The sequence below is a fragment of the Amycolatopsis acidiphila genome, from assembly GCF_021391495.1.
Lineage (GTDB): Bacteria > Actinomycetota > Actinomycetes > Mycobacteriales > Pseudonocardiaceae > Amycolatopsis_E > Amycolatopsis_E acidiphila.
The window spans coordinates 7355466-7371632 of the sequence record NZ_CP090063.1; the positions used below are offsets into that span (position 1 = coordinate 7355466).

Below are 16167 nucleotides of genomic sequence, written 5' to 3' on the forward strand. Positions count from 1 at the left end.
GCACCTGCCCGATCCCGCGGCACAGCTCCGCCTAGATACCCAGCCCCGGGAAGAGCTTCGCCGCGTTGCCGGACAGCACGTCGGTCAGGACGTCGTCCGGCAGGCCCAGCCCGGCCAGGGCCCGGACGTTGCGGGACGCGCCGGGCACGCCGGGCCAGTCCGTGCCGAACACGAACTTCCCCGCCAGCCGGACGAAGTCGAAGCGCGCGTAGTACTCCGGCAGCTTCTTCGGCGGCAGGCCCGACAGGTCCAGCCACACGTTCTCCTTCGTCAGCGCCATGAACGCCGCGACGTCGTACCACCAGCCGCGGCCGCCGTGGGCGAAGACGAAGTTCACCCGCGGGAAGTCCTCCACGACGTCCGACAACAGCTCCGGGTTGCCGAAACTGGTGCGGGCGCCGGGAAAGCTGCTCGTGCCCGAATGCAGGATCACCGGCACCCCCCGCTCGGCGCACACGTGGTACGCCGCGTACAGCTCCTTGTCCGCGGGCGAGAACGCACCGTGCACCGGGTGGATCTTCAACGCGACCGCACCGAGGTCCAGCTGCCGCTCGACCTCGGCCGCGACGGGATGGTGCAGGTACGGGTTGACGTTCGCGACCAGCCGGAACCGTTCGGGGTTGTGGCGCACCAGCGGCAGGTTGTGCTCGATCGGCTGGATCCCCGTCGCACGCGGGCTGTACTCGCTGAACAGCAGCGCGCGGTCGACCCCCTCCGACTCCAGCAGCGCGTCCAGCGCGGCCGGCACCGGCTCGCCGTTCTCGTCGTAGGCCGAGCGCCAGTCGTGCGGTCCCGAGAACTTCTCCGCCCAGTCCAGCCACGCCGGCTTCAACGTGCTCAGCCGCGGCGCGTGGACGTGCGCGTCGACGACGGTCCTGCCATCGATCACGCGAGCGCCCCCGGGCGCAGGGAGTCGCGGACCTGCTCGCGGATGACGTTGCGCCGGATCTTGCCGGTCGCGGTCTTGGGCAGCTCGTGCACCGCGACGACTGCGCGGGGGCGCTTGAACGACGCCAGCCCCTCGCGGCAGAACTCGATCAGCGCGTCGGGCTCGACGGCCCGCCCGGCCACCGGCACCACACACGCGACGGGCTTGTCGATGCCGTCCTCGTCGGGCGCCGCCACCACGGCCACCTCGGCCACGTCGGGGTGCTGCAACAGTCTCTGCTCCACTTCGGACGGCGACACCCAGATGCCACCGGCTTTCAGCATGTCGTTGAACCGGCCGAGGCAAGTGTAGGTGCCGTCGGGGTTGCGGACGTAGCTGTCACCCGTACGCAGCCAGTCGCCCTGGAAGACCCGCTTCGAGGTCTCGTACCGGCTCCAGTAGCCGAACGCCGTCGACGGGCCGCGGACGAACAGCTCGCCCGGCTCGCCGATGGCTTCGATCGGCACGCCCAGGGTGTCGCGGATCTCGACGTCGTACCCGGGCACAGCGGTGCCGGTGGTGCCGGGCACGACCGCACCCGGCCGGTTCGACAGGAAGATGTGCAGCGCTTCGGTGGACCCGATGCCGTCGAGGATCTCGACGCCGAACCGCGCGCGGAAGCGTTCGAACAGCACCGCCGGCAGCGGCTCGCCCGCGGAAACCGCTTGGCGCACCGAGTAGAACGTGTTGTCGGGGACGTCGCTGGCGAGCAGCGCGGAGTAGAACGTGGGCACCCCGAAGAAAAGCGTCGGCCGCTCCCGGCGGACCCGATCGGCGACGGCCTGCGGGGTCGGCCGTCCGGGCTCGAGGACCGAACAGGCGCCCACCGACAAGGGGAAGAACGCGGAGTTCCCGATACCGTAGGCGAAGAACAGCTTCGCGACCGAGAAACACCTGTCGTCGTCGCGGATGCCGAGCACCTGACGGCCGTAGGTCTCGCACACCGCGCGGATGCTCGCGTGCCGGTGCATGGCGCCCTTGGGCTCACCGGTGGTGCCCGAGGTGTACAGCCACAGCGCGGGCGAGTCCTCCCACGTGTCGAACGGCAGCACCGGGTCCGATGTGGACAGTTCGCTCCAGTCGTGCGTCACCACCCCGGGGAAGTCCAGCGGGTTCGCGCGGTCGAGGACGACCTCGGCGACCTCCGGCGCGAGCGCGACCGCCTCCTTGGCCGCGGTGGTGAACTCCGCCGACACGCACAGCACGCGCGCCCGCGAGTCCGCCAGCACCTTGCCCAGCTCCTGTCCGGTGACCATGGTCGACACGGGTACCGGGACCGCGCCCGCGTACATCGCGCCGAGGATGCCGGTGAGCAGCTCGAGACCGTCCACCATGCACAGCATCACGCGTTCCTCCGGCCGCACCCCGAGCGCGGCCAGGCCGCCGGCCACGCGGTGCACCGTGTCCGCGAGCTCGGCGTAGGTCAGCGTCCTGGCCGGGGTCACGACGGCGGTACGCCCGCCGTCGCCGCCCCGCACGTGCCGGTCGAGCAGGTAGTCCGCCGCGTTGAACCCGACCATGAGCCGCCTCCTGTGCCGTGCGGAGACCCGCACCCGTTCCTACAGATACACGTACTCGTAGTCGAAGGGCTTGCCGTTGATCCCCTGCCGCGGCGGCGCGACCCAGCTCGCGATCTTCCCGCGCTCGTAGACCGGGTGCATCAGCGAACGCACGAACGCGAAGTCCTCACTGCTCGGCAGCCAATGCTTCTGCCCGTCCTGCCACGTCTGCTCGTCCACGATCGTCCCGTCCGGCGTGATGTGGTGGCCGGAGTTTATGCCGACCTGGCGGTTGAAACCAGGGTGCGGCAGCGCGAGCCGGAACGAGATCCCGGCGTCCTCCAGGATGCGGTTCCAGCGCTTGACCCCGGTCTGGCAGTCGGCGATGTACTCGCCGCGCAGGTCGAGGTTCAGCAGGAGGATCTTCTGCAGCTCGTCGGTCTCCCAGGTGCCGTCCTCGCGGGGGCGCCGCAGCTCGGCGCTGTCGTCGGTGAGCTGGTGGTCGTCCTTGCGGCGCGGTTCCATCCAGCGGCCCTTGAGCCCGGCGGTGTAGTAGTTCGCCGCATTGGTCGAGGTCTCGCTGCCGAACAGGTCGAGCGAGACGGTGTAGTGGAAGTTGATGTACTTCTGGATGAGGTCCAGCGGGATGCCACCGTGTGCGGCGATGTCCATCGTGTCGTGCTCGCGGATCAGCTCCGCGGAGCGCTGCACCACCCGGTCGACCCCGGTGGTGCCGACGAACATGTGGTGCGCCTCCTCCTTGAGCATGAACTCGCACGTCCGCGACAGCGGGTCGAACGCCGACTCCTTGAGCGTGCCCAGCTGGTACTTGCCGTCGCGGTCGGTGAAGTAGGTGAACATGTAGAACGCGAGCCAGTCGGCGGTCTCCTCGTTGAACGCACCGAGGATGCGCGGCGTGTCCGGGCTGCCGGAGTTGCGGTGCAGCAGCCCTTCGGCCTCTTCGCGGCCTTCGCGGCCGAAGTAGGCGTGCAGCAGGTACACCATCGCCCACAGGTGACGGCCCTCTTCGACGTTGACCTGGAACAGGTTGCGCAGGTCGTACAGCGACGGCGCGCTCAGGCCCAGCAGCTTCTGCTGCTCCACCGACGCCGGTTCGGTGTCGCCCTGGATCACGATCAGCCGCTGCAGGTCCGCGCGGTACTCGCCGGGGACCTGCTGCCACGCCGGCTCGCCCTTGTGCTCGCCGAACGCGATCGTCCGGTCGGGGTCGCGCTCGGCGAGGAAGATGCCCCAGCGGTAGTCCGGCACGTTGACGTGGTCGAAATGCGCCCAGCCGTCCCGGCCGACGCTGACCGCCGTGCGCAGGTAGACGCCGTGGGTCTCCAGCGTGGGGCCCATCTCGGCCCACCAGTTCATGAACTTCGGCTGCCAGCCCTCCAGCGCCCGCTGCAGCCTGCGGTCGTCGGCGAGGCTGACGTTGTTCGGGATCTTGCTGTCGTAGTCGATCTTCTCCGGCACTGCTCACACCCGCCTGCGGTCGAAGGAAGCCTTCTGCCCGGTGCCGTAGCGGCGCAGCGCGCCCTCCGGCCCGGAGGCGTTCGGTCTCGTGAAGATCCAGTTCTGCCAGGCGGTCAGCCGCCCGAAGATCTTGGTCTCGATGGTCTCCGGACCGACGAACCGGTGGTTGGCCTCCATCCCGGTCAGCGCGTCCGGGGACAGCGCGGCCCGCCCCTCCAGCGCGATCCGGACCTCGTCCTCCCAGTCGATGTCGTCCGGGGCGTCGGTGACCAGGCCCAACTCGACGGCCTCGGACGCGTCGAGCGGGTGGTCGCGTTCCCGCTTGAGCCAGTCGAGGTGGTCGCTCTCGCCGTAGAACCGGGATTCCAGGCGGGACAGGCCGTTGCCCATCGGGAAGGCGCCGAAGTTGGCTTCGGACAACAGCATCGACGCGCGCTCCTCGCTGTCCTCGTCGTCGATGGGCGGCCCGTCGAGCATGTACTGCCGGTCGCAGGCCAGCGCCAGTTCCAGCAGCATCCCGGCGAAGCAGCTGCCCGGCTCGATGAGGGCGATGAGGCTGCGGCTGGTCACGTCCAGTCGCTTGAGCGTGCGCTTGTAGTAGTGCGCGAGCTCGCTGGACAGCCAGTCGCCGCCGCCCAGCACGCGCCGCTCGTGCTCGAGCACCGCCTGCGGATCGCCCTCGGTGCGGATGACCCAGGTGCCGAGCTCGGGTTCGTTGGTCCGCAGCCGCAGGATCAGGTCGTCGAGCTCGCGGGTCATCTGCAGGAACCAGTCGTCGGACTCGGGGCCGCGGACGGTGATCTCCACGAGACCGTTGCCCAGCTTCGCGGTGACGTTGGGATAGCGGATCTCGTCGTCGGTCTCGGTGCGCTCCAGCGGAGCGAGCTGGATGCCCTGCGCGTCCGCCGGACGGCTGGTGCGCGCGGCGATCTCCCGGGCACGGGCGGCGACGACCTCGCGGAACTCCTGACGCGGCACCAGCTCGTCGACCAGCCGCCAGTCCACCGCGGTCTTGCCCTTCACCCCGTCCGGCCGGGTCGCGAAGACGTCGGCCCGGTCCTTGCGGACGCGCCGCTTGTCGGTCACCCGGGTCAGCCCGCCGGTGCCGGGCAGGACGCCGAGCAGCGGCACCTCCGGCAACGCGACCGTCGAGGAGTTGTCGTCGACGAGCAGGATCTTTTCGCAGGCCAGGGCGAGCTCGTAGCCGCCGCCGGCACAGCTGCCGTTGACCGCGGCCAGATACGTCTGGCCCGAGTTCGCGGTGGCGTCCTCGATGCCGTTGCGCGTCTCGTTGGTGAACTTGCAGAAGTTCACCTTCCACTCGTGTGAGGAGGCGGCGAGCATCCGGATGTTGGCGCCCGCGCAGAACACCTTGTCCTTGGCGCTGGTGATGATCACGGCGCCGACCTCGGGATGCTCGAAGCGCAGCCGCTGGACGGCGTCGTAGAGCTCGATGTCGACGCCGAGGTCGTATGAGTTGAGCTTGAGCTCGTAGCCCTCGACGAGGCCGCCGTTCTCGTCCACGTCGAGCTCCAGCCAGGCGACCGGCGGCTCGATACGCAGGTGCCAGTGTCGGTAGGAGCCTGGATCCCGGTCGAATGACACCTTCGTCATGGCTCGATTGTCTACAGCTGCTTCGCGGGCGTCAATGTTCTGTAGAAAATTGATCGGTTCCAGACTGCGTTCACCGGCAGCCGGACCTATCGTGCTTACCATGGCCGATCTGAAGCCGCGATCCCGTGACGTGACCGATGGCCTCGAACGCGCGGCCGCCCGCGGCATGCTGCGTGCCGTCGGGATGGGCGACGACGACTTCGCCAAGCCCCAGGTCGGCATCGCGTCGTCGTGGAACGAGATCACGCCGTGCAACCTGTCGCTGCAACGGCTCGCGCAGGCGGGCAAGCAGGGCGTGCACGCCGGCGGCGGTTTCCCGCTGGAGTTCGGCACGATCTCGGTCAGCGACGGGATCAGCATGGGCCACGAGGGCATGCACTTCTCGCTCGTCTCGCGGGAGGTCATCGCCGACTCGGTGGAGACCGTCATGCAGGCCGAGCGGCTCGACGGCGTGATGCTGCTGGCCGGCTGCGACAAGAGCCTGCCGGGCATGCTGATGGCGGCCGCGCGGCTCGATGTCGCGGCGGTCTTCCTCTACGCCGGCTCGATCCTGCCGGGCACGGTCGACGGCCGCGAGGTCACGATCATCGACGCGTTCGAGGCGGTCGGCGCTTGTGCCCGCGGGCTGATCTCACGCGCGGAGGTCGACAAGATCGAACGCGCCATCTGCCCTGGCGAAGGGGCCTGTGGCGGGATGTACACGGCGAACACGATGGCGTGCGCGGCCGAGGCGCTGGGCATGTCGCTGCCCGGCTCGGCGAGCCCGCCGTCGGTGGACCGGCGGCGCGACCGCTTCGCGCGCCAGAGCGGTGAAGCCGTGGTCGGGCTGCTCGCGGCAGGGCTCACCGCGCGGGACATCATGACGCGCGAGGCGTTCGAGAACGCGATCGCCGTGGTGATGGCGCTCGGCGGGTCGACCAACGCGGTGCTGCACCTGCTGGCGATCGCACACGAGGCCGAGGTGGAGCTGACGCTGGACGACTTCACCCGGATCGGCGACCGGGTGCCGCACCTGGCGGATGTGAAGCCGTTCGGGCGGCACGTGATGACGGCGGTCGACCGGGTCGGCGGGGTGCCGGTGGTGCTGAAGGCGCTGCTGGATGCCGGGCTGCTGACCGGCTCGTGCATGACGGTGACCGGCCGCACGCTGGCCGAGAACCTCGAGGAGCTGGCGCCGCCGGAGCTGGACGGCGAGGTGTTGCGGAAGCTGTCGAACCCGATCCACCCCACGGGCGGCCTCACGATCCTGCACGGTTCGCTCGCCCCCGAGGGCGCGGTCGTGAAGAGCGCGGGCTTCGACTCGTCGCGCTTCGAAGGCAGGGCAAGGGTTTTCGACGGCGAGAAGGCCGCGATGGACGCCCTGGGGACGCTCGAACCGGGTGACGTGGTGGTGATCCGGTACGAGGGTCCGCGGGGCGGGCCGGGGATGCGGGAGATGCTGGCGGTGACCGGCGCGATCAAGGGCGCGGGGCTCGGCAAGGACGTGCTGTTGCTGACGGATGGCCGGTTTTCCGGCGGTACCACGGGTTTGTGCATCGGCCACGTCGCCCCGGAAGCGGCTCACGGCGGCCCGATCGCCCTGGTCGAGGACGGCGATCCCATCGTGCTGGACATGGACTCGCGCACGCTGGACGTCGTGGTGGACGAGGATGAGATAGCCCGCCGGAGGGCCGCGTGGACGGCGCCACCCTCGCCCCGGCGGCGAGGCGTGCTGGCGAAGTACGCGGCCCTGGTGGGATCGGCAGCGCAAGGCGCGGTCTGTTCCTGAGGCCGACGGCGAACCCGACACGCCCAGCCCCCACTCACGGCGAACCCGGCAACGGCAGCCGAATGCCCGCTCCCAGCCCCGCTCCCTTACCCCGATCCTCAGCGACCCTGGCGGTGGACACGCCGGGGCAAGGGTGGACGAAGTCCTTCGCGCAGCAATGCCGCGTAGTTGAGGGTTGGGTGGGGTTGTCGAGGGTGGTTGCGGGTTGGGGGTGTAGTAGCCGGTGGAGGTTCTGGTCAGCGGTTTGGGTCGTGCCCATTCCGCGAGTTGGGTTAGCAGGTTGTGGGATGGGATGTTCGGTCGTGTGGCCAATTCCGTGGCGTTCCAGTGGCGGTCGGGATCGGTGGTCATTAGGGCGATGACGCGGGCGTGGCGTGTGGTGGGCCGGGGTTTGGTTCGGTCGCGTGGCCGTGCCGGGCGTGGCGGTGGCGTGGTCAGAGCTGGGGTGTGGGTGACGATGTCGATCGCGGTGATTGTGGTTGCGGTGGCGGGGCGGTCGTCGTCGCGGTTGAGGTAGCGGGATGTGCTGCATTTGACCTTGCGGGCGCTGTATCGGGACCGGCGTGGGGGCAGCAGCGTGGCCAGGACGGCGCGGCCGAGGGCACCGAGGCTGTCAGCGCACGGGTCCGGGCAGACCCCGGCGGCGGCGGTGAGTTGGTCGCGGGCGGTTTCCAGGGCGGTGGTGAAGCTGGCCCGGTCGGGGTCGATACCCGGTTGGGACTCGATCGCGGTGACCATCGCGGTGCGCAGCAGTTGATAGACGGTCAACAGGGCCCAGATCTCTTGTTCCAGGCCGGGCCGGTCACCGGAGCGCAGGACGTGCCCGTCTAGCAGGGTGTGGCGCAGGGCGAGGTAGGCGGTTTCGATTTCCCACCGCTCGTGGTAGAGCCGGATCAGCGCCGTGGCGGGGTAGCGGGCGTGGTCGGTCAGTGTGGTGATCAGCCGATAGGAGTCACCGACGCGGCTGCCGTCGGCGCCGGTCACGGCCAGTTCGGCCTCGATGATCCGCACCCCGAGACCGTCCGGAGTGGACAAGTAGGAGCCGTCGGGCAGGTGCCGCAGCACCGGTGGGTTGCGGGTGGATTTGGCGCGGGCCAGCAACATGGCCCCGGTGGCGGCGACCTCGGTGAAAAACCCGGTGGCGTCGAACGCTCGATCCACCAGCAGCAGCATGCCCGGCCCCAGCTTGGGCAGCAGTCGCCGGGCCAACCCGGTTTCGTCTCGCTCGCTGGCCTGCCCGATCACGGCGCCCAGTAGGGCGCGGGTGCCGGTCTCGGCCAGCGTCATCAACCGCAGGGTGGGATATCCGGCGAAGCCCATCCGGTAGCGGATCCGGCCCAGCCGGCACCGGTTGCGGTCGGTGTCGGGCACCTTCAGCGAGTTGAGCCCGTCGAAGGCGACCGTACGCAGCCCGGCGACACACACACCGGGAGTGCGGGGCTGGGCCAGCGGCCCAGCGACCACCTCGAACAGGGCTTTCAACGGGTGCCGGTCCCAGCCGGCGGCGCAACTCCCGCAGGGCTTTCTCCGACGGACGTGGCAGCGCCAGACCTGCCAACCCGGCGGTCAGTTCGTCCCAGACTCGCGCGTATCCCAGCCGGGGGAACAACCCCAGCGCGAGCACAAAGTACACCCCCACGCGAGAGGGCAGATCCCGCAGTCGACGCTGCACCGTCCGGGTGTGTTCCAGCACGTCATCGACCATCTCGAACGGCAGGTAGCGAGTCAATTCACCCAGATGTCCGGGGGCGAATACACCCCCGACGACCGTGACGGCACGGGTGATCGTGATGGTATCGAGGGTCGTGGCAGACTGCGGCATTGGCGGGACTCCGGCAAGCAAGGTGATCTAGGCAATCCCGTGCTCTACCGAAGTTCTGCCTTATCCCCGCTCCCGCACGCCTGACACAACCAACACGTGATCAACTCGGTCTTGCCAGGCACCCTCGCAGCTTAACTACGCGGCATTGCATCGCGCAGCGACGCCGAAGGCGCCCTTGACGCGGTGGGCCGACCGTTGAACGATCAAAAATCGGGGTGGGACGGGCGTTCCCAACCACCCCGCGCACACGACACGCCCGGACCGGGCGCTCCGAGGAGCCCCGGCCAGGGCGTGGTCAGTGCTTGATTCCCTAGAGCCTGCCGTCGCCCGGGGAGTACGGGCCACCGTGCTCCAGGTTCGGGCTGACGTGCGCGATCCGGCCGTCCTGGCCCGGCACCGGCTGCACCGTCGGCTCGCTGAGCTGGCGGTCTATCGGCGCCCGGCTCTGGTCCGGCAGCACGCGGCTGTTGAAGTCCTCGACGGCCTGCTCCTCACGCATCCGCGCGAGCACGCTGATCGCGATCGCGTGCGCCAGCGCGATGACCAGCAGCATCACGCCCAGCCGCCCGACGATCGAGGGCAGCGAGCTGCCGCCTGGGAAGTGGATGGTCGACAGCAACGCGAGCGCGCCCAGGACGACCAGGTGGAACAGCACCGCGATCAGCCGGGTCATCGACGACTCGGCCTCGGGGTTGCCCTTCGAGTTCTCCAGGTACCGCTTACCGCTGTGGTAGATGACCTGGCCGTCGATCACGACCATCAGGATCCCCACCACGAGGAAGGCCACATAGGCGTTCGTGTCCACGACGAGCTCCTCTCCTACCGTCCGTGGGCTACCCGCGACCCAACGCGGCGAAACGCCCGGAATTCCGGCCCGACCTGCGGAGTTGAACCTGGTATGGCTGACCTTGTCGAACGCGCTCTCGCCGCCGCGAACACCATCGCGGTCGTGGGCCTGAGCCGGAACCCCGCCAAGGCCGCGCACTCCGTGCCGGCGAACCTGCAGGCCGCCGGGTTCCGCATCATCCCGGTCCACCCGTCCGCGCGGGAGCTGCTCGGCGAGAAGGTGTACCGCTCGCTGACCGACATCCCCGAGCCCGTCGATCTGGTGGACGTGTTCCGGCCCGCGGCGGAGGCGCCCGACATCGCCCGCCAGTCCGTCGCCATGGGCGCGAAGACGCTGTGGCTGCAGCAGGGCATCGTCTCGGCGGAAGCCCGGCGGATCGCGACCGAGGGCGGGCTCGACTACGTGGAGGACCGCTGCACCGCCGTGGTGCGGGCGCTGGCGTCGATCCGCAAGAACTAGGCCCGTGGGTTGAGGAAAGTTCCATTTCGAGGTTGACGATCGGCGCCTCCGGCTGCGGTTGGGTAACCGCCATGATCGTTCGCCGCCGCTGGGAGGTCGCCGCCCTCCTGGCGATCCTCGTCGCCGCCGCACTGTTGTACCTGTGGGCGCCCGGGAGCCGCGTGGTCCAGCCGTACTACGCCGCGGCCGTGCACTCGATGTCGCAGAGCACCACCGCACTCCTGTTCTCGGGCTTCGATCCGGCCGGCGTCGTCACGATCGACAAGCCGCCGCTGGCGTTCTGGGTGCAGGCGGTCGGCGCGTGGCTGCTCGGCTATCACTGGTGGGCGATCGCGCTGATCCAGGCCATCGAGGGCGTGGCGGCGGTGTTCGTGCTGCACCGGGTGGTCCGGCGCTGGGCCGGGGAGCCGGCCGCGCTCGTGGCCGCGCTGCTGCTCGCGCTGTCCCCGATCACCACGGCCGTCAACCGCGACGACCTGCCCGACACCCTGCTGATCCTGTTGCTGCTGCTGGCCGCGTACTGCGTGACACGCGCGGTGGAGGAAGGCCGGGCGGGTTGGCTGGTCGCGGCCGGCGCCTTCGTGGGCCTGGGGTTTCTCGCCAAGATGCTCGTCGCGTGGGCGGTCCTGCCCGCCCTGCTCCTGGCGTACCTGCCCGCGCCGGTGAGCCGGTGGCGCAAGCTCGGACAGCTCGCGCTCGCCGGTGTCGTGACGCTCGCGGTGTCGCTGTGGTGGCCGCTGCTGGTGAGCCTGTGGCCGGGCACGAAGCCGTTCGTCGGCAGCACCAGCGACAACTCGATCTGGCAGCTCATCCTGGGCTACAACGGGTTCGGCAGGCTCGTCGGTGCCGACAGCGGGTCGCTGAGCGCGTTCGGTTCGGCGCTCGGCACGAACCTCGGTGGCGCGCCAGGGCCGTTGCGGCTGTTCGACTCGACGGTCGGCGGGCAGATCGCCTGGTTCCTGCCGCTCGCGGTCGGTGCGGTGGTGGTGGCCGGGTTCCGGTACCGGCAGGGCACGGTGAAGCAGCGCAGCGGTTGGTTGTTGTGGGGTGGGTGGCTCGCCGTCTTCGCGATCGTCTTCTCCTTCACCGGCGGCATCTTCCACGCCTACTACACCGCGACACTGGCGCCGGCGGTCGCCGCGACCGCGGCCGTGGGCCTGGTGTTCGCCTGGCGAGAGCGCCGGGCGTGGCTGCCGGCCGCGATCGCCGGAACCACCGCGATGTCGTTCCTGCTGCTGAGCCGGACACCGGAATGGTTGCCGTGGCTCAAGTTCGTCGTGCTGGCACTCGGCGTGCCGGCGATGCTCGCCGTCCTGCCGAGGTGGCGGGCGGTCGCGCTGGCCGGGGTGGCCGCGATCGTCGCCGGGCCTGCCGCGTACGGGATCGCCACCGCCGCAACGCCTTCCGACGTACTCACCGCGGCGGACCCGGTCGCCGGTCCGTCCACTTCGGACGATTCAACGGCCGCCCGCTCGTTGCTCGGCGGTGCCGGTGCGGCCTACCTGAACTTCATGAACTCGTCCGGACAACTGTCGGCGGGACAACGGGAAACGCTCGACTACGCCATCGCGCAGGACGCCGTCGCGCCGATCGAATTGGCGGTCGAGGGTGGTAGCTACGGCGCCGACCCGTACCTCGTCCGCACCGACGCGCGCGTTGCGGCGCTGGGCGGCTACCTCGGGCTCGACCCGGCGCCGACCGCGGCCCAGCTCGCCGACTGGGTACGGGCAGGCCGGGTCCGGTTCGTGCTGCTGCCGTCGGTGTTCCTGCAGCTGAGCGGAAGCGGGAACCGGGCGAGCGCGGTCCAGGGCGAGGAGCTCGCCATCACCGACCGGCTCGCCTGGATCAGCCGGCACTGCCCGCGCGTGCCGGCCGCGCGGATCGGCCCGGACGCGGCGAAAGCGGGCGTGTTGTTCGACTGCCAATGAGGTCCGGCGGAAAACGCCCCCCGTGGTTCGGGGACTTTTGACCCTCGTCGCGGTTACCCGCTATATGGCGACAATGCTGCAATGACAGGCGGGCACGAGAAGGGGTGTTCACCGTGACCGTGGACAACGCCGCACCAACCTTGCTGGACCAGTTCACACCGCGCTTCGACTTCGCGCTCCGGGAGCACGTGCTCGTCGACGGCAGACCGGACGAGACCTACGAGAAGTTCAGTGCGCTGCCCGAGGTGTTCGGCTGGGCCCTCGGTGTGCCGTTACCCCTGCGTCCCCGCGACTGCGCACCGGGTTTCGACGAGATCCTCGCGAACGGCCGGTGGACGGTGCTGGGACGGCGCCCCGACCGGGAGATCGTGGTCGGCGCGGCGGGCCGGTTCTGGACCTCGTTCTCCGACTGGCAGAACGTCACGGCGCAGGAGTTCCCGACGTTCTCCCGGCCACGCCGGGGTACGATCGCGATCGCTTTCGTCCACCGGCCCTATGGCGAGGAGCAGACCCTCTTGACGTTCGAGGCACGCGCGACCACGACCGACGAGGTCGCCTACCGCTGGGCCGACTGGTACTGGCACACGATCAAGCCCACCGCACGGCTCGTCGTCCGCCAGGTCCTGCGCAGGGCCACGAGCTGATCGCGCAGGAGACCCGGCCGAGCCCCGCACCGTCCCAGGCCCGGCCTCGTCGGGTCGGCTGGGCCGTGGAGCTCGCGCTCGGCGCGTGTTTCGCGGCGGTGCTCAGCCTCGTGCTGCAGCTCGCCGTCAACCGCCTGCACGTCACGCCCGGCACCTACGTCCCGGAGGCGCTGACCGCCCTCGCGAGCACCGTGCTCGTGGTGGTCGTGTTCGCGGTGCTGGCTTTCCGCCGCGGCGGGCGGCTGCGGCGGTGGCTCAAGGTCGCCGCCGCCTGGACGTCGCTGAGCGGGCTGGCCACCCTGATGACGGCGCTGCCGCTGCAGGGCACCCGGTACTACCTCTACGGCGCGTCCGTCGACAACCCGTTCCGCCTGCAGTTCATGGAGCGGATGACCGCGAGCTCCGGGCTGGCGGACATGAACTACTACGGCGTCCCGTCCTACTACCCGGCGGGCTGGTTCTGGCTCGGCGGGCACTTCGCCAACGTCGTCCACCTCGAGGGCTGGGCCGCGTACAAGCCGTACTCGATCGTCTGGCTCGCCATCACGCCGGTGGTGGCGTTCACCTTGTGGAGCCTGGTGACCCCGCGGCGCCTGGCCCTGCTGGCGAGCGTCGCGACGATCTTCACCGGCTTCATCTCGCAGGGCGTCGAGGAGCCGTACTCGTGGCCGACCGCGGCCTGGCTGCCACCGGTCGCCGTGTTCGCCTGGACCGTGCTGCGCCGGCGCGAAGGCGTGCGGTTCTGGCCGCTCGCGCTCATCGGCGGCTATCTCGGCTTCGCCGCGATGACGTACACCCTCAACTTCTTCTTCGCGGTGCTGGTGATCGTGGCCCTCGCGGTGGTCGTGGGCGTGCGTGATCGCCGGGTCGCCCCGCTGGTCCGGCGGGTCGCGGTCATCGCGGTCGTGTCGGCGCCGCTAGCGCTGGTCACCTGGGGTCCGTTCCTGCTCGCGGGCGGTCTCGGCAAGCCGAACACCGCCGCCCACCACCTGCCCGCGAACTCGACGTCGTTCCCGACGCCGTTCGTGCCCGGCAGCGTCTTCGGCTTCCTGTGCCTCGCGGGGCTGGTGTGGTTGCTCGTGCGTGCCCGGCAGCAGGCGATCGCCGCCGCGCTGCTGGTGGCAACCGGTGCGGTGTACTTCTGGTTCGCCGCGTCGACGCTCGCGCTGGCCGCGCACACCACGTTGCTGGCCTTCCGGGTGATCATCCCGCTGGACGTCACGCTCGCCGTCGCCGGTGTGTTCGCCGGGGTCGAGCTGGTGCGCCGGGCGCCGTGGCGAGTGCCGGCCGTGGCCTTGGTCGTGGCGTGCGGCGCGGCCGTCGCGCTCGCGCAGATCAGCGTGTCCGACGGGGTGCGGGAAGGGCTGCAGGCCGCCGAGGACGACTCCTATCCGACCGGGGTCAACGCCGGCGGCCGGCACGATCCCGACGAGGACCGCGGCTGGTCGAGCCGGCTCATCGCGACGATCGACCAGCTGTCCGGCCGGCCCCCGACCGACGACATCGTGTTGTCCGCCAACGGTTACCTGCTGTCGTACGCACCGTACTGGGGCTTCCAGCACACCAGCGCCCAGTACGCGAACCCGCTGGCGGACTACGGGCAGCGCAACGCCGAGATCCGTTACTGGGCGACGTCGGCGAGCCCGCAGGAGCTGCTGGCCAGGCTGGCCGCGAACCCGCACACCCCGCCGAACGTCTTCGTGCTGCGCAACCACGAAACGACCCTGACGATGGGCGTCGTCAGCGACGTGTTCCCGCGTACGCCCGACATCCGCGTCGACGACGTTCCCTTCGACCGCACGCTGTTCGACTCGCCGGAGTTCGTGCAACGTGCCGTCGGCCCGTTCACGGTGATCGTGCGCCGCTAGGGAAGGTCCTCAGCCGACGTAGGCGGTGAACGAGTGCCCGGCGGTGTACCGGAGGGAGACGCCGGCCGGCTGACGGCCGTCGGGATGGCGCGGGATGTCGATCGGGCCAGGCCGGTCGGGGTCGAAGACGTGGTCCTCGGCCACGTTCGGGTCCCAGCCCCAGCCCGCGTTCGGCACGAACTCCGCGTCCGGCGAGTCGGCGCGCGTCGGCATCACGTAGGCGCACTGGTGCACGGTGACCCGCTGGCCGAAGGCCGTGTACAGGTACCAGAACAGCGGTCGGCCCGCGCAGGGCAGCACGACGTGTTCGTTGGTACCGGCGGGAACGAGCATGGTGGTCTCCTCGTCGTTGTTCGTGACGGCGTTGGGGGCGGTGTACCCGAGCACGGCGGCCAGCTCGACGCGGGTGCCGCGGAAGGCATCGGCGTCGAGCGGCGAGTAGCCGGCGATGGTCGCGGTGCTGGTGAACTGCAGGACGGCGACGTCGAGACCGCCGTAGCCGTCCCAGTAGCTCGCGGGCACTTTCGCCCACTGCTCGGCCAGGCTGCCGGGGGCGGTGTCCGGGTAGCGGCTCGACCAGAGCGGCGGCAGTCCCGCGAGCGAGGGTGAGCCGAGCTGCTGCCAGTACCAGCGCGGCAGGTACAGCAGGGGCACGCGGTATCCGGCCGCGCGCAATCGGTCGACGAGGTCCCGGGTGAGCGCGACGTCGCCGGAGTTGGTCTCGACGTCCGGGATCACCGGCACGTCCTTCGGCACCACCTGCGCCACGCGGTCGACGTGCGCCTGCGCCGAGACGTAGTCGCGCTGGTAGACGTACGCGGCGGCGAGCATCCCCGCGGCGCGCGCTTCGGCGAGGTTCGCCCCGAAGGTCGGGTCTGTGTAGGTCGAGCCTTCGGCCGCCTTGAGGAACACGAACTCGCAGCCCTCGGCCCGCGTCTGGGCGAGGCTGAGCGACGAGCTCTGGTAGTGGCTTATGTCCAGCCCGAACGTGGTGGCCATACCCTGCATACGGCTGGGCGGACGGTGCCGGTTCACCGCGGACGCCGTGACGACCTTCACCGCTCCCCGATTTGCGGAACGCCGCGCGGGGCCCTATTCAGCGGCGCTCCGCCACACGGTGGGCAGCACGTCGTCGGCGAGCACCGCCCCGAGCTGCACCGCCCCAGCGGCGGCAAGCTTCTTCAGCTCCAGGGACACCGTCGTGTCCTTGCCGGCGTAGCTGTCCCCGGCGACTCCCGCCACGGGACGGTGCTGGGCTGAGTCGCCGCCTCGCGATGAAGATGTGCAGTGCGCGGTCCCCGAAGCCCGCGT

General features: G+C 70.2%; 12 protein-coding genes and 2 pseudogenes. 5 read left to right on the forward strand and 9 right to left on the reverse strand.

What is annotated here, in order from left to right:
- Window positions 1–31: 31 nt before the first annotated feature.
- From LWP59_RS36000 to boxC, 4 genes are read right to left on the reverse strand one after another with little or no spacing between them, the layout of a single operon-like run.
- On the reverse strand, window positions 32–889 hold the full coding sequence (locus tag LWP59_RS36000) for an amidohydrolase family protein (protein ID WP_144642777.1): 858 nt from the start codon (window positions 887–889) through the stop codon (window positions 32–34).
- Window positions 886–2448: a benzoate-CoA ligase family protein gene (locus tag LWP59_RS36005; protein WP_144642776.1), complete on the reverse strand. Its 1563-nt coding sequence runs from the start codon at window positions 2446–2448 to the stop codon at window positions 886–888. The genes LWP59_RS36000 and LWP59_RS36005 overlap by 4 nt, the downstream gene beginning before the upstream one ends.
- A gap of 39 nt (window positions 2449–2487) precedes the next feature.
- Window positions 2488–3906 carry a benzoyl-CoA 2,3-epoxidase subunit BoxB gene (boxB, locus tag LWP59_RS36010; RefSeq protein WP_144642775.1) on the reverse strand — a complete coding sequence of 473 codons (1419 nt, stop codon included), beginning with the start codon at window positions 3904–3906 and terminating at the stop codon, window positions 2488–2490.
- 3 nt (window positions 3907–3909) lie between these two features.
- Window positions 3910–5520: a 2,3-epoxybenzoyl-CoA dihydrolase gene (gene boxC / locus LWP59_RS36015; RefSeq protein ID WP_144642774.1), complete on the reverse strand. Its 1611-nt coding sequence runs from the start codon at window positions 5518–5520 to the stop codon at window positions 3910–3912.
- A gap of 100 nt (window positions 5521–5620) precedes the next feature.
- On the opposite strand from boxC, the gene ilvD reads away from it, so the two are divergent.
- Complete coding sequence (gene ilvD / locus LWP59_RS36020; protein ID WP_144642773.1) at window positions 5621–7288, forward strand: dihydroxy-acid dehydratase; 1668 nt, start codon at window positions 5621–5623, stop codon at window positions 7286–7288.
- Between the two features lie 765 nt (window positions 7289–8053).
- Here ilvD and LWP59_RS41310 read toward each other — a convergent pair.
- From LWP59_RS41310 to LWP59_RS36025, 3 genes and pseudogenes are all read right to left on the reverse strand, one after another.
- Window positions 8054–8608 (reverse strand): annotated as a pseudogene (locus tag LWP59_RS41310) (transposase); the annotation flags it as partial.
- A 169-nt stretch (window positions 8609–8777) separates the two neighbouring features.
- Window positions 8778–9110, reverse strand: a pseudogene (locus LWP59_RS41315) (transposase domain-containing protein); the annotation flags it as partial.
- A 310-nt stretch (window positions 9111–9420) separates the two neighbouring features.
- Window positions 9421–9915, reverse strand: coding sequence for a hypothetical protein (locus LWP59_RS36025; protein ID WP_144639289.1), 495 nt, complete (start codon window positions 9913–9915; stop codon window positions 9421–9423).
- A gap of 93 nt (window positions 9916–10008) precedes the next feature.
- On the opposite strand from LWP59_RS36025, the gene LWP59_RS36030 reads away from it, so the two are divergent.
- From LWP59_RS36030 to LWP59_RS36045, 4 genes are all read left to right on the forward strand, one after another.
- Window positions 10009–10416, forward strand: coding sequence for a CoA-binding protein (locus tag LWP59_RS36030; RefSeq protein WP_144639287.1), 408 nt, complete (start codon window positions 10009–10011; stop codon window positions 10414–10416).
- Window positions 10417–10487: 71 nt separating this feature from the next.
- Window positions 10488–12344 carry an ArnT family glycosyltransferase gene (locus LWP59_RS36035; RefSeq protein ID WP_144639285.1) on the forward strand — a complete coding sequence of 619 codons (1857 nt, stop codon included), beginning with the start codon at window positions 10488–10490 and terminating at the stop codon, window positions 12342–12344.
- A gap of 113 nt (window positions 12345–12457) precedes the next feature.
- Window positions 12458–12988 (forward strand): hypothetical protein, encoded by a 531-nt coding sequence (locus tag LWP59_RS36040; RefSeq protein WP_144639283.1) that lies wholly within the window; start codon window positions 12458–12460, stop codon window positions 12986–12988.
- A gap of 65 nt (window positions 12989–13053) precedes the next feature.
- A complete protein-coding gene (locus LWP59_RS36045) occupies window positions 13054–14856 on the forward strand; it encodes an arabinofuranosyltransferase (RefSeq protein WP_144639281.1) in 1803 nt (600 codons plus the stop codon).
- 9 nt (window positions 14857–14865) lie between these two features.
- On the opposite strand, the gene LWP59_RS36050 is transcribed toward LWP59_RS36045, so the two are convergent.
- Window positions 14866–15855 carry a glycoside hydrolase family 25 protein gene (locus tag LWP59_RS36050; protein ID WP_144639279.1) on the reverse strand — a complete coding sequence of 330 codons (990 nt, stop codon included), beginning with the start codon at window positions 15853–15855 and terminating at the stop codon, window positions 14866–14868.
- A 93-nt stretch (window positions 15856–15948) separates the two neighbouring features.
- Complete coding sequence (locus LWP59_RS36055) at window positions 15949–16098, reverse strand: hypothetical protein (protein WP_186383273.1); 150 nt, start codon at window positions 16096–16098, stop codon at window positions 15949–15951.
- Window positions 16099–16167: the final 69 nt, after the last annotated feature.

Bases quoted from the DNA above. Each gene is read 5' to 3' on its own strand.
- LWP59_RS36050 (WP_144639279.1), bottom strand. From the start codon at position 15,855: ATGGCCACCACGTTCGGGCTGGACATAAGCCACTACCAGAGCTCGTCG.
- ilvD (WP_144642773.1), top strand. From the start codon at position 5,621: ATGGCCGATCTGAAGCCGCGATCCCGTGACGTGACCGATGGCCTCGAA.
- boxC (WP_144642774.1), bottom strand. From the start codon at position 5,520: ATGACGAAGGTGTCATTCGACCGGGATCCAGGCTCCTACCGACACTGG.
- LWP59_RS36005 (WP_144642776.1), bottom strand. From the start codon at position 2,448: ATGGTCGGGTTCAACGCGGCGGACTACCTGCTCGACCGGCACGTGCGG.
- LWP59_RS36035 (WP_144639285.1), top strand. From the start codon at position 10,488: ATGATCGTTCGCCGCCGCTGGGAGGTCGCCGCCCTCCTGGCGATCCTC.
- LWP59_RS36030 (WP_144639287.1), top strand. From the start codon at position 10,009: ATGGCTGACCTTGTCGAACGCGCTCTCGCCGCCGCGAACACCATCGCG.